Raw genomic sequence first — 12421 nt, 5'->3', positions numbered from 1 at the left:
CACGCAATGTTCCGTTCGTGGCAGAAATAGCAATCGGCTGCCGCCCGAACCTTCCTAACCTTGCGGCCGTGACGAAGTCGAAAGGCGGCGCCGCTCTCGCGGTGGCCGTGCTCATGTGGGCGTCGTTCGCGCTCACCATCCGCGGTATCGGCGGATCCGGCCTGACCGCGATGGACGCCGCGTTCCTGCGCTTCGCGGTGCCCGTGCTTCTGCTGGCCCCGTGGTTGCCCCGGGCGGTGGGGGCGGTGCGCCGGGAGAGCCCCGCGGTGGTGTTCGCGCTCTGCCTGGCGGGTCTGCCGCATTTCCTGCTCTCGGCGCTCGGCGGCAGCCTGACGTCGGCGGCATTGGTCGGCCTGCTGCTGCCCGGATCGGTCCCGCTCTTCGTGGTGCTGATCCTCCGCATGCGGCACCGTGAACGGGTCGGCCCACGGCGCCTGCTCGCGCTGACCGCGATCGTCCTGGGGATCGCGGCGACGACGGCCCTGACGACGTCCGCGGCGACGGTCGCCGGGATCGGCGTGCTGCTGGCGGCCGGGTGCGCGTGGGCGGTCTACACGGTCGCGCTGCGGCCGGCCCGACTGGATCTCACCAGCCTGGTGCTGCTGGTGTGCGCGCCGTCCGCGCCGGCCGCCGCCCTGCTGGGCCTGACCGGGGCCGCGTCGTCGAACCTGCTCACCGGCACGGCGCCGCTGCGGGACGTCGCGCTCTACACGCTTCTCCAGGGCGTCGGCACCGGGATCCTGTCGACGGTGAGTTATGCCTATGCGGTGCGCTGTCTGGGCAGCGGCATCCCGGCCGTGACCGGGGCGATCAGTCCGGTGCTGACCACGTTGCTGGCCGTCCCGTTGTTCGGGGAGCCGGTCACAACCGGCATCGTCGTCGCACTGGCCCTGGTGGTGGGAGGCGTGGTCGCTTTCAACCTGACGCCGTCGCCGGGCGCAAGAGAAGCAGGCCGGGAAGGGCTTCGCGCGGGCGGAGCGGCCACGAAGCATAAAGACGCCGCTGCGAATTCCACGGGGGAAGAACTCGCAACGGCGTAGACCGCACGTTAGCCGAGAACAACCCGTCACGTCCAGTCATGATCCTCGAACCAATCCGAGAAAATTTCAGCACGGTACGGGAAAGAAGACTCAGGCCGTCTGGCGCTCCGGGGCGTAACCCGGTGGCTGCCGCGGCGGCGGGAGCATCGGTTCCACCGGGACGACCGGCCGCTCGACCGGGGTGTCCGCGGTGACCTCCACCTCCTCGCCGTAGAGCAGGATCGGCAGACGTGCGGTGTGGCCGTCGCGCAGGCTCACCCGTACCGCGTCGTGTCTCGCCTCGATCAGCAGTCGCAGCCCGTGGCGCCGCAGCCGGAACCGCAGGCCGGTGATGCCGCGCGGCAGCCGGGGGGCCAGGGCCAGCGTCTCGCCCTGCTCGCGCAGGCCGCCGAGGCCCTCGACGATCGCCGACCAGGCACCGGCCAGCGAGGCGATGTGCAGTCCGTCGCGGGTGTTGCCGTGCAGGTCACGCAGGTCGACCATGGCGGCCTCCCAGGCGTAGTCGTGGGCCAGCTCCAGGTGGCCGACCTCGGCGCACATGACGGCCTGGCTGCACGCGGACAGCGACGAGTCGCGGACCGTGATCCGCTCGTAGTAGTCGACGTTGCGGGCTTTCTCCTCGGCGGTGAAGTCCTCCCCGCACCAGTGCAGGGCCAGCACCAGGTCGGCCTGCTTGACCACCTGCCGGCGGTAGAGCTGGAAGTACGTGGCCTGCTCCATCAGCGTCTTCTCCGGCTTGGTCTCCGGGAAGTGCCACGGCTTGTACCGGGTGAAGCCCTCCGCCTGCGGGTGCACGCCGCGCCGCTCGTCGTACGGCACGTAGACGGCGTTGGCGCAGGCCCGCCACGTCTCCGGTTCCTCCGGCCGGACGCCCAGCCCGTGCGCCAGCTCCGGATGGCGGGCGCAGGCGTCGGCGGCGGCGCGCAGGTTCCGGGCGGCCATCAGGTTGGTGAAGACGTTGTCGTCGCTGACCGCGCTGTACTCGTCAGGCCCGGTGACGCCGTCGATGTGCCAGAGGCCGTCGGCGTCGTGGTGGCCGTACGACGCCCAGAGGCGGGCCGTCTCCACCAGGATCTCCAGGCCGCACTCCGCCTCGAGCTCGGTGTCGCCGGTGACCAGCCGGTACCGGTCCACGGCCCGCGCGATCACCGCGTTCAGGTGCAGCGCCGCGGTGCCGGCCGGCCAGTACGCCGAGCACTCCTCGCCGTCGATGGTGCGCCACGGGAACGCCGCCCCGGCCAGGTCCAGCACCCGGGCCCGCTCGCGGGAGTGGCCGAGGATGGAGTGCCGCCAGCGCAGCGCGTCGGCCGCGGCCCGCGGAGCGATGTACATCAGCATCGGCAGCACGTAGCCCTCGGTGTCCCAGAACGCGTGCCCGTCGTAACCGGGGCCGGTGAGTCCCTTGCCCGGGATCGCCCGCCGCTCGGTCCGGGCGCCGGCCTGGAGCACGTGGAAGAGGCTGAACCGGATCGCCTGCTGCAGCGCCGGGTCGCCCTCGATCTCCACGTCCGCGGCGTCCCAGAAATCGTCCAGATAGTCCCGCTGCTCGGCGAGCAGGCCGTCCCAGCCCGTGTAGCGCGCGTTGGTCAGGGCGGCGGCGACCTGGTCCCGCAGTGCCTCGACCGAGCGGGACGTGCTCCAGCCGTACCCCAGGAATTTGATGATCCGCAAGCGCTTGCCGGGCGGCAGCAGGGTGACCACTGTCGTGCGCGCCCAGTCCTCGCGGACGTCGGTCTCCTCCTCGTAGTCGCCGGGCGCCTCGACCAGATGGTCCATGCCGGCGGCCATCAGCAGGTCGCTGCCCTTCGTGGAGTGCAGCAGCACCGCGCCGTGCTGTTCGCGATCCTGTTCGACGGCCTGCAGCGGCCGTTTCAGGGCGGCCGCCACCCGCGGGTCGTCGGAGACCTTGACCTGCTCCTCGTTGGCGGCCAGGCCGGACTGCAGGGTGATCCGAACCTCGCGGTCGACCGCCTCGACCTCGTAGGAGATCGCGGCCACCGCGCGCTGGGTGAACGAGACGAGCCGGCGACTGCGGATCCGGACCCGCCGGCCGGCCGGCGACTCCCAGTCGATGTCCCGGCTCAGCACGCCGGACCGCAGGTCCAGGGTCCGCTCGTGGGAGTGCAGGATGCCGCGCTCGACGTGGAACTGCTCGTCGTCGACCATCAACCGGATCAGCTTGCCGTCGGTGACGTTGACGACCGTCTGTCCCTGCTCGGGATAGCCGTATCCCTCCTCGGGGTAGGGCAGTGGGCGCTGCTCGAAGTAGGAGTTCAGGTAGGTGCCGGTGACGCCGTGCGGTTCGCCCTCGTCGAGGTTGCCCCGCAGCCCGAGATATCCGTTCGACACCGCGAAGACCGATTCGGTCTGCGCAAGGCGCTCGAGATCCAGTCGCGTCTCGCGGACCCGCCACGGTTCGGCCGGGACGATGTCCTCATCGATCATGCGCCTTCCGATGCCCGGAAAACGGGGTCGAAAATCCTAGTAGTGGTTGTTGTTCTGCCAGTAGGCCCAGGCGCCGCACGGGGTCCGGTAACGACCCTTGATGTAGCCGAGACCCCACCTGATCTGGGTGGCCGCGTTCGTCCGCCAGTCGGCGCCCTCGGACCTCATCTTGTTGCCCGGATAGGCCTGCGGAATCCCGTAGGCCCCGGAGCTGCGGTTCTCCGCGAGGTGGTTCCAGCCGCTCTCCTTGTCCCACAGCCGGTTCAGGCAGGGGAACTCCGCGATCGCGAACCCCCGGTCCAGCATCAGGGCGCAGCCGGTCCGGCGATTGCCTTTGAACTCGGCGCAGGAGGCGGGGATCGGGCCGTCGAACGGCACCGAGCCGGTGGCTTTCTCCTGCTCGTCCGCCTTCTTCTTGGCGACCCGCTTCTTCTCCAGGGTCTTCGCCTGGCCGGCGGCGGCCTTCGCCTCGCCGGCGGCTTTCGCGGCGGCCTGGTCCTCGGCCGCGGTACGGAAGGAGCGTGCCGCGACCTGCCGGGCGTGCCGTTCCTTGAGGAGCATGGTGTCGTCGACCGCGGTGGTCCGCGCCGGCCGGCGCTCGTCGCGCTCGGCACCCAGGTGGACGCCGCCGACGGTGCCCGCGGCCAGCAGCAGCACCGCGGACACCCGCCAGAACCAGTTCGCCACGTTTCCTCCCCGCGCTATGACGCATGCGGCGGCGGAATTGTGGCACGGATCTTGTTACTTGCTGTCGTCGACCTCGATGGAGACCCGGTGGCCGGCCGACTGCCAACTCGGCACCGGCATGCTGGTGACGCCGCCGCCGCGGTGGCGCACGACGATCGAGGTGAACCGTTTCGCCGGGACGTACACGTCTATCCCGGTCATGAACGTGACGGCGAAGATGTCCGGGATCGGGGTGGCCAGATCGGTGACGCCGTCGCTGCCGTCGTCGAAGGCGAAGACGCCGATCACCCGCTTGGCGCGCGGCGCGTTGGCGCCGTTCAGGATGTCGCGGCCGTTGACGAGCAGTCGGTCGCCCTCGGCGCCCCACCACTCCTTCTGCCGCTGGAAGGTCAGCGCGGTGTGCCGCTCGCTGGTGTCGACCAGGGCGCCGATCCCCTCGCCGGGGCGGCTGGTCAGCAGGCGCACGAAGGAGTCGGAGCGGCGGAACGGCTCGAAGTAGAGGTGATGGGTGGCCTGGCCGGCCCGGAGCAGGGCGAACTCGTACCGCAGGTGCGGATGCAGCGGCAGCGGGCCGAAGGCGCCGTCGGCGCCGATCGCACCGGCGTGGGCGGGCCGGCCGGTCAGCCGGCGGCCGGTGAACGGGCTCACCGGATAGACCTCCAGCTTCGCGTCGGTCACCCCGGCGTTGCTGGGGAAGAGCACAGCACGACCGGAGACGTACGCGGTGCGCTGCGGGACGACCCCGGTGGTACGGGGTTCGCGTCCCTGGAAGAAGCGGTAGATCTCCCGGAACGACTCCTCGGACGACACGGTCTGGGTGTGCGACTGCTCCGGGAAGGAGACGTTGGTGGCCCCGGCGACCGTCCGCGCCGGGTCGCCCTCCCCCCAGATGGCCAGGGTCGGCACGCCGCCGGGCAGCGCGGCCGCGGGCCGGCCGTCCAGGTTGACGTAGTGCGCGACCCGGGCGGCGCGTTCGGGCGAGCTGTTCAGATATCCCTGGATCACGAAGGTGCCCAGGGAGTGCGCGAGCAGATCGACCCGGTCGGCCCCGGAGGTGGCGAGCAGCCGGGTGATCCGGGCGTCAAGGCCCGCGTAGATCGCCGGGAGGACGGTGGCGACGTTGGGTGAGTCGTACTCGTGCGCCTCGACGTGCCGGTAACCGTTGCTCGCCAGGCGCTTGGCCTGGGTGCGGAACTGCAACGCGGAGCCGGCGCTGCCGTGCACGAAGACGGCCGGGCGCGGATCGGGTCTCGCCTGCGCCGGTGCGGCGAGGCCGACGGAGGTCAGCACCGCGGCGACGGTCAGGGCCAGGAGTCTGCGCATCTACCCTCCTAAATTTTTACCTTCTTGAATTTGCACTGAGAGTGTGAATACTGCCGTGCCGGGGTCCGCCGCACAACGCCTCCGCACCGGTCGCCTACCATGGCGCGAGTTTCTCTGTCGGCCGGCCGGAGTGAGGCGTCATGCGGTGGTTTCCGTTCGGGCCGGGTAAGCGGTCGGCGCCGCAGGACCCGGGACAGCAGCGGGCGCTGCTGCAGGACATCCGGCAGCGGTTCGGCGCGCACGTGCAGGCGCCGTTCACCGCACAGGCGGACGAGCTGGCCGGGGTGATCGGCAGCGCCGGCGACGACGGCATCGCGGTGAGCGCCATCATCCTGCGGGAGTTCGCCGACTCCGCGTACGCCGAGGTCCAGGCGCAGGCCGCGGCCCTGGGGCGCCCCACCGACCGGGCGAACTACCGTCCGCTCTGGCAGCACGCCGGCACGCACCTGCGGTGGCCGCTGTTCGCGCTGCCGTGCGGCCTCCATCCGTACGTGCACGTCGCCGCGGCCGTACACGTGCTGGCCGCCCAGGCTCAGCAGGCGGTGCGGGTCACCGCGCCGGACCCGCTGCTGGTGCACATGTTCGAAATCCTCGACCTGACCCTGGACGGCTGGGAGTTCGGCCGGGTCCGGGTGGACTCCGACGCCGCCACCCTGGCCAGCCGCATCATCGTCGCCGCCACCGAGGTGCGCGCCGCGATGGGCAACCCGCCGCCGCTGCCCGGCCCGGTCCGCGAGTGGATGCGTCGCAACAGCAGCGTCCAGGTGCTGGACCCGGCCGCGAACCAGGTGCTCGGCGCCTGGAACCCGGGCCGGGAGATGCGCGAGAGGTTGCTGGCCTGATCAGGGAGTGTGCACCCGGTCGACCTTGACGGTGAGCAGCACGCGCTGCTGCTGACCGCCGCCGAAGCCGGGGTACGGGCGGCCGATGTACTTCTGGGACAGCTCGTCGATGTGCTCCCGCGCGCCGTCGGTCGTGGCGGCCACGACGCTGCCGCGCAGGGCCCAGTACCGCGAGGGCGCGGCGGGGTCGGCGATGCCGATGGCGACACGCGGGTCGCGCTCGACGTTGCGGGTCTTCTGGTGGGTGTCCACAGTGTTGATGAGCACGTGTTCACCGTCCGTACCGGCCCAGGTCTGGGAGATCTGCGGCGATCCGTCCGGCATCAGCGTGGTCACGAAGCAGATCGCCTTGGCGTTGAGGACCTCGAGCAGGTCGTCGGGCAGAGCCATGATGGGCTGGACCTTCATTTCTTCTGATCGTTGTAGAGATGGTCGATGACCGTCTCCCCGGGCGGGTCGCCCGGCAGTTCGGCGTGACGCAGGCCGGTCAGGGCGATCGCGAGGGCCCGGCGCCACAGCTCGGGGGCGGAGGCGCGTGAGGCGTCCAGGACGCTGCCCACCATGACGTGCACCGCGGCGAAGTCGGCGGGAGTTGCTCCGGCCGGCAGCTGACCGGCCCGGACGGCTCGGGCGATCAGGTCCGCCACCAGCGGGGTCATCCGGTCGTGCGCCCGCTGCACCAGGGCGGTGGCCTGATTGCGGCTGCGCAGCAACTCCCCCAGCCCCCGGCTCCGGGCCTCGATCTCGAGTTGCCGCTCCAGGAACCAGCTCAGGCCGGCCCAGGCGTCGTCGTGCCGCGCGGCCTGCTCGGCGAGCCCGATCACCGTGTCGATGTGCTCGCTGAACAGGGCGTCCAGCAGATCCCGCCGGTGCGGGAAGCGCCGATACATCGTGCCCGTCCCGGTGCCGGCGGCGCGGGCGATGTCCTCGTAAGGGACGTCGAGACCACGGGAGGCCATCAGGTCGTACGCCGTGCGCAGCAGGAGCCGGCGGTTGCGCTCGGCATCGCGGCGCAGTGGAGGGCCTGAATCGCTCACAGCACGAGGCTACTCAAGTGGAAGAATTATTCCAAGTTGAATTTTGATTCCGTTTTTGTCGGAGGGTGCTGCCCGTGGCGGCGAAGGTGGCGAGCCGTGTCCCGATCGGGTTGATCGAGCCAGGTAGGCCCCGCCCCCCGTAGGCTCGGGGTGTGGACTGCACCGACGAACTGGCCTGGCACCATGCCATGGGACAGGTTCTCGACCGCTCTCACCTGTGGAAACAGGAGCAGGTCGGTGAGACTGTCAGCGCTGCCCTGGAACAGTTGGGCATCACCGCGACGATCTATCTCGTCGATCGGGAGCAGCGCACCCTGCGCGCCCTCGGCGTGCCGGGGCGCAAGGAGGCCGCACCCGCTCCCGTGGACGCCTCGCTCGCCGGCCGGACCTTCGCGCTGGTGCGCTCGACCTCGGCCGGCCCGGACCCGGACGGGCGGTCCCGCTGGTGGGTGCCCATGGTCAACGGCACCGACCGGCTCGGCGTCCTGGACTTCCTGCTGCCCGCCGGCCTGGACCCGCAGACGAGCCTCATGCGGGAACGGTGCGAGCTGTTCGCCGGGATGGTCGGCCATCTGATCACCACCACCCAGCCCCGCGGCGATCACCTGGAGCTGATCCGCCGCACCCAACCCATGTCGGTCTCGTCGGAGCTGCTGTGGCAGATGCTGCAGCCGTTCACCATCAGCACCGACGAACTCGTCATCACCGCGATCCTCGAACCGTGCTACGCGGTCGGCGGCGACGGCTACGACTACGCCATCGACGACAACCGGGCCCAGCTGGCGATCCTGGACGGGGTCGGGCACGGGCTCAGCGCCGGCCTGGCCACCGCGGTCGCCCTGGCGTCGCTCCGGGCGGCCCGGCGGACCGGCAAGGACCTGCGCGAACAGGCCCGGGAAGCCGACGCCACGCTGCTCGCCGAGTTCCCGGACTCCCGTTTCGTCACCGCGTTCCTGGCCGAACTCGACCTGGGGACCGGGCTGCTGCGCTTCCTCAACGCCGGGCACCCGGCCCCGCTGCTGCTGCGCGACAAGGCCGCGGTCACCGAAGTGACCGGCCGCGGCCGGATGCCGCTCGGCATCGCGGACCCCGCCGCCGAGCTCGGGGAATACCGGCTGGAGCCGGGCGACCGGCTGCTGTTCTACACCGACGGCATCACCGAGGCCCGCAGCGCCACCGGTGAGCAGTTCGGCCGGCACCGGCTCGCCGAACTGGCCGTGAACCACGGCGCCGCCGGGCTTCCGGCGCCGGAGACGCTGCGCCGGCTCTCCCATGCGGTCCTCGAGCACCAGCACGGACCACCCGCGGACGACGCCACCCTGGTGCTCGTGGAGTGGGCTCCGGCCAGTGTTCGGCGTACCGTGCCATGATCCGGATGTCCAATGCAGAACGGAGCGCATGGCGATGGATCCCGACGTCCTGACCGTCACGGTGAAGGACACCTCCAGCGCCGGCACGGTCATCACCGTGGCCGGTGAGATCGACCGCGACAGCAACAAGGAACTGCGCGCCACAGCCGAGACGGTGCTCCGGGACGGCTGTCACCGCCTGATCCTCGACGTCCAGGCGGTGACCTTCTGCGACTCCAGCGGGCTCAGCCTCTTCGTGGACCTGCACCGCAGGACGGCGGTGGCGGGCGGCTGGCTGCGGTTGGCGGCGGCCACACCACACCTGCGCATGATGCTGGCCGCCACCCACCTGGACCGCCTGCTCGCCGTCCACCCGACGGTCGAGGACGCCGCGGACGTCAGAGGTCCTTCAGAACCAACGTGAGCAGCCCGTGGCCGAAACCCACGACGACATGGCCGCCGACAGGGGCACACGCGAGCGCGGTGATGTGACAGCACCGGATGACCGGACCGTCCCCGTCGGCACGGCCCTCGCCGACGGCCGGACCGTCGAGGTCGGCCTGGAAGCGCTCCGCCGGACGGCCGGAGCAGATCGGACCCCGCACGGGCCGCCGGCCTATCTGGACTCGACGGAAGTGGTGATCTGGACGCCGAACCGGGACGGTGGCCGGCCGCTGAGCCTCCAGCCCGCTGCCGAGGCTGCGGAACTCACCCCTTGAGGCCGGTGTGCGCGAGGCCTTCGATGAACTGGCGCTGGGCCAGCACGAAGACGATCAGGACCGGGATCGCGGTCATCGACGCCGCCGACAGCTGTACGTTCCAGAGCTGCCCCTGATAGGCGTCGGTGAACTGGGTCAGCGCCTGCGGCAGCGTGTACTTCGTCTGCGAGGATATGTAGACCACCGGCTCCAGGTACAGATTCCAGCTGTGCAGGAACGTGAAGATGGCGACCGCGCCCAGGGCCGGCCGGGCCAGCGGCAGGGCGATCCGGCGGAAGATCGCGGGGCGGCCCAGCCCGTCCATCCGGGCCGCCTCCTCCAGCTCGCCCGGGAGCGTGATGAAGAACTGCCGCATGATGAACGTCGCCAGCACGCTGGGCGGGCCGAGCATCGGCACCAGGATCAGCGGCCAGTGGGTGTCGACCAGGCCGAGGCTGTTGAAGATCCGGAACAGCGGCACGATCGTCACCTCGCTCGGGATCAGCAGCCCGGTCAGGACGACCAGGAAGAGCACGTTCTGGCCGGGGAACCGGATCCGGGCGAACGCGTAACCGGCCATCGCGGCGACGATCAGGGTGCCGGCGGTGACGACCACGGCGATGTACGCGCTGTTGAAGTACTGCTGGGCGAACGGCTGCATCTCGAACACCTGCCGCCACGGCTCGAACGTCCAGTCCCGCGGCCACAGCGACGGCGAGAAGATCTCCGTGTTCGGCTTGAACGAGCTGGTGATCATCCACCAGGTCGGGAAGACGAACGGCACGCAGAGGACGAGGAGCACGCCGTACAAGAAAATCTTGGCTCTATTGCTCATGGAAGACCCACCTCTTGCGCATCTGCCACTGGAGCACGGTGAGCGCCAGCACGATGACGAACAGCAGGACGGACAGGGTGGAGCCGTACCCGAAGGCGTGGAACTGGAAGGCCTGCTGGTACAGGTAATAGACGAGGACCGTGGTGGAGGTGCCCGGACCGCCTTGGGTGAGGACGCTGATCTGCGCGAACACCTGCAGCGACCCGACCACGGTGATGATCGAGGTGAGCAGGATGGTCGGGCTGATCAGGGGCAGTGTGATCCGCCGGAAGATGGTCAGCGGGCCGGCGCCGTCGGTGCGGGCCGCCTCGTAGAGTTCCTGCGGCACGCCCTGCAGCGCGGCCAGGAACAGCACCATGTTCAGGCCGACGTTCTTGAAGACCTGCACGACCACGACCGAGGCCATCGCGGTGCCACCGGAGCGCAGCCAGTTCGGGGCGTCCACGCCGATCGCGGCGAGCAGGCCGTTGATGCCGCCGTTGTCCTGCAGCAGGAAGCCCCACACGATGGTCCAGGCCAGCAGCGAGACCACCACCGGGGAGAAGAACAGCACCCGGAAGACGGTGGTGCCGCGCAGCCGCTGGTTGAGCAGCACGGCCAGCAGCAGGGCCAGGGCCAGGTTGAAGACCACCAGGCCGACGGAGAACAGCCCGGTGGCGCGCAGCACCGCCGGGACGTTCGGGTCCTCGGCGAGCTTGCGGTAGTTCTCGGCGCCGACGAAGTCGAACGTGTCGGCCAGGACGTTCCACTCGTGCAGGCTGTACCAGACCACCAGCGCCAGCGGCAGGAACACGAAGGCGATCGCGCCGGCCAGGGCCGGGGTGATGAACAGATAGCCGGTGAGCTGGTCGCGGCGCCGCGTCGTCCAGAACGATCGGGGAGGAGCGGACCGGGCCTTGACGGCCCGGTCCATCAGCACGGTCACTTGGCGAGCAGCGGGGTGATCGCGGTGCACACCCCGCCCAGGACGCCGCGCACGTCGGCGTCCGGCTTCCACAGCGGGTCGAGCGCGGAGCGCACCGCCTGGCTGATCTCGGCGCTGCCGGTGTGGCTGGGCTTGACCACGCCATCGGCGATGCCGTCGATCACCACGTCCTGCAGCTGCTCCGGCTTGAGCAGCGGGTTCGCCTTGGCCAGGGTCGCGGCGGTGAGCTGCGACTGGCGCGGCGGCGGGAAGAACTGGGCGAGCTTCTCCGAGTTGGCCGGGCTGGTGAAGAACGTGACGAACTCCTGCGCCGCGGCGACGTTCTTGCCCTTCTTGAGTACGCCGAGACCACCCTGGCCGATGACCGAGTACTCGCCCGCCGGCCCGGCCGGCAGCGGCACCAGCTGCCAGCCGAACCCGCCGTCCTTCAGCAGCGAGGCGCGGGAGATCTGGGCGATGGTCATGGCGGACTCACCGGCGAAGAAGTCCGCGGCCACGCCGGGGGCGGGCAGCGCCTTGTCGGTGAAGATCGCCTTCTGCAGGAACGTCATCGCGTCGACCATCGGCTGCTGGTCGAAGCCGCAGGTCCTGCCGTCGGCGGTCCAGGCGTCGGCGCCCCAGCCGCGGAACACGGTGGCCAGGAAGGTCCAGTCCTTGTAGTCGAAGTCCCGGACCACGAGTCCCTGCTTGCCGGTCTTCGCCGCCGCTGCCGAAGCCACCTCGACGGCGTTCTCCCAGGTCCACTCCGCACCGGCCGGCAGGGTCTGCCCGGCCTGCTTCAGCAGGTCGGTGTTGACGAACACGCCGAACGGCGAGGTGGAGAACGGGTAACCGATGAGCTTGCCGTCCTGCCGCCACAGCGCGGTGGCCGCGGGTGACAGGTCACCGGCGTCCTCGATGCTCTCCTCGAGGGGGGCGAGCGCGCCGGAGGCGACGAAGTCGGGGGCCGCGCCCTCCAGGATCCAGGCGATGTCCGGCGGGTTGCCGCCGGCGATCTGGGTGGTGACCGTGGTCGTGTAGCTCTCCAGCGGCAGCGCCTCGAACGTGACGCTGACGTCCGGGTGGGAGGTCTTGTAGTCGGCGGCGATGGCGTTGAACAGCTCCACGTGCGCGGGGTTGGCCGACCACGTGGTCATCCGCAGGGTGACGGGTCCGTCGGCCGCGGGCTCGTCACCGCCACAGGCGGCGAGCGACCCGAGCAGGACCAGGGCTGTTGTTCCGGCTGAAATACGTCGCATGG

The 12421-nt window shown here is 70.5% G+C and carries 13 protein-coding genes; 5 read left to right on the top strand and 8 right to left on the bottom strand.

Translation table 11 applies throughout. The features are described from left to right. The first annotated feature begins 68 nt into the window (after positions 1–68). Positions 69–1040 (top strand): DMT family transporter, encoded by a 972-nt coding sequence (locus AC0NH5_RS05310; protein ID WP_474400571.1) that lies wholly within the window; start codon positions 69–71, stop codon positions 1038–1040. Between the two features lie 90 nt (positions 1041–1130). On the opposite strand, the gene AC0NH5_RS05305 is transcribed toward AC0NH5_RS05310, so the two are convergent. From AC0NH5_RS05305 to AC0NH5_RS05295, 3 genes are read right to left on the bottom strand one after another with little or no spacing between them, the layout of a single operon-like run. Continuing rightward, entirely contained in the window at positions 1131–3485 is a 2355-nt protein-coding gene (locus AC0NH5_RS05305; protein ID WP_474400569.1) for a glycoside hydrolase family 65 protein, read from the bottom strand. Positions 3486–3521: 36 nt separating this feature from the next. Then, positions 3522–4172, bottom strand: coding sequence for an aggregation-promoting factor C-terminal-like domain-containing protein (locus AC0NH5_RS05300; protein ID WP_474400567.1), 651 nt, complete (start codon positions 4170–4172; stop codon positions 3522–3524). Between the two features lie 54 nt (positions 4173–4226). Continuing rightward, positions 4227–5495: an alpha/beta hydrolase gene (locus tag AC0NH5_RS05295; RefSeq protein ID WP_474400565.1), complete on the bottom strand. Its 1269-nt coding sequence runs from the start codon at positions 5493–5495 to the stop codon at positions 4227–4229. Between the two features lie 140 nt (positions 5496–5635). On the opposite strand from AC0NH5_RS05295, the gene AC0NH5_RS05290 reads away from it, so the two are divergent. Then, a complete protein-coding gene (locus AC0NH5_RS05290) occupies positions 5636–6337 on the top strand; it encodes a hypothetical protein (RefSeq protein ID WP_474400563.1) in 702 nt (233 codons plus the stop codon). Here the strand turns inward: AC0NH5_RS05290 and AC0NH5_RS05285 are convergent, their stop codons facing one another. Together AC0NH5_RS05285 and AC0NH5_RS05280 are read right to left on the bottom strand one after the other, a co-directional pair. After that, on the bottom strand, positions 6338–6745 hold the full coding sequence (locus tag AC0NH5_RS05285) for a PPOX class F420-dependent oxidoreductase (protein WP_474400562.1): 408 nt from the start codon (positions 6743–6745) through the stop codon (positions 6338–6340). Then, positions 6742–7374, bottom strand: a complete 633-nt coding sequence (locus tag AC0NH5_RS05280) for a TetR/AcrR family transcriptional regulator (RefSeq protein WP_474400560.1) — start codon at positions 7372–7374, stop codon at positions 6742–6744. Before AC0NH5_RS05280 ends, AC0NH5_RS05285 begins: the two co-directional genes overlap by 4 nt. 152 nt (positions 7375–7526) lie before the next feature. Here AC0NH5_RS05280 and AC0NH5_RS05275 point away from each other — a divergent pair, with 152 nt between their 5' ends. From AC0NH5_RS05275 to AC0NH5_RS05265, 3 genes are all read left to right on the top strand, one after another. Then, positions 7527–8744, top strand: coding sequence for a PP2C family protein-serine/threonine phosphatase (locus AC0NH5_RS05275; RefSeq protein ID WP_474400558.1), 1218 nt, complete (start codon positions 7527–7529; stop codon positions 8742–8744). A gap of 34 nt (positions 8745–8778) precedes the next feature. Then, entirely contained in the window at positions 8779–9147 is a 369-nt protein-coding gene (locus AC0NH5_RS05270) for an STAS domain-containing protein (protein ID WP_474400556.1), read from the top strand. Positions 9148–9211: 64 nt separating this feature from the next. Further along, the gene (locus AC0NH5_RS05265) at positions 9212–9442 is read left to right on the top strand and encodes a hypothetical protein (RefSeq protein ID WP_474400555.1); all 231 of its coding nucleotides are present in this window, start codon (positions 9212–9214) and stop codon (positions 9440–9442) included. Here AC0NH5_RS05265 and AC0NH5_RS05260 read toward each other — a convergent pair. The 3 genes from AC0NH5_RS05260 to AC0NH5_RS05250 are packed head-to-tail and all read right to left on the bottom strand — an operon-like array spanning position 9432 to position 12419. Continuing rightward, entirely contained in the window at positions 9432–10256 is an 825-nt protein-coding gene (locus tag AC0NH5_RS05260; RefSeq protein ID WP_474400553.1) for a carbohydrate ABC transporter permease, read from the bottom strand. The genes AC0NH5_RS05265 and AC0NH5_RS05260 overlap by 11 nt on opposite strands. Continuing rightward, positions 10246–11181 (bottom strand): carbohydrate ABC transporter permease, encoded by a 936-nt coding sequence (locus AC0NH5_RS05255; protein ID WP_474400551.1) that lies wholly within the window; start codon positions 11179–11181, stop codon positions 10246–10248. The genes AC0NH5_RS05260 and AC0NH5_RS05255 overlap by 11 nt, the downstream gene beginning before the upstream one ends. Continuing rightward, positions 11178–12419 (bottom strand): ABC transporter substrate-binding protein, encoded by a 1242-nt coding sequence (locus AC0NH5_RS05250; RefSeq protein ID WP_474400549.1) that lies wholly within the window; start codon positions 12417–12419, stop codon positions 11178–11180. Before AC0NH5_RS05250 ends, AC0NH5_RS05255 begins: the two co-directional genes overlap by 4 nt. Positions 12420–12421 lie beyond the last annotated feature (2 nt).

Source organism: Actinoplanes sp. 13, from assembly GCF_056134165.1.
This window is presented reverse-complemented; position numbering and strand designations above follow the sequence as displayed.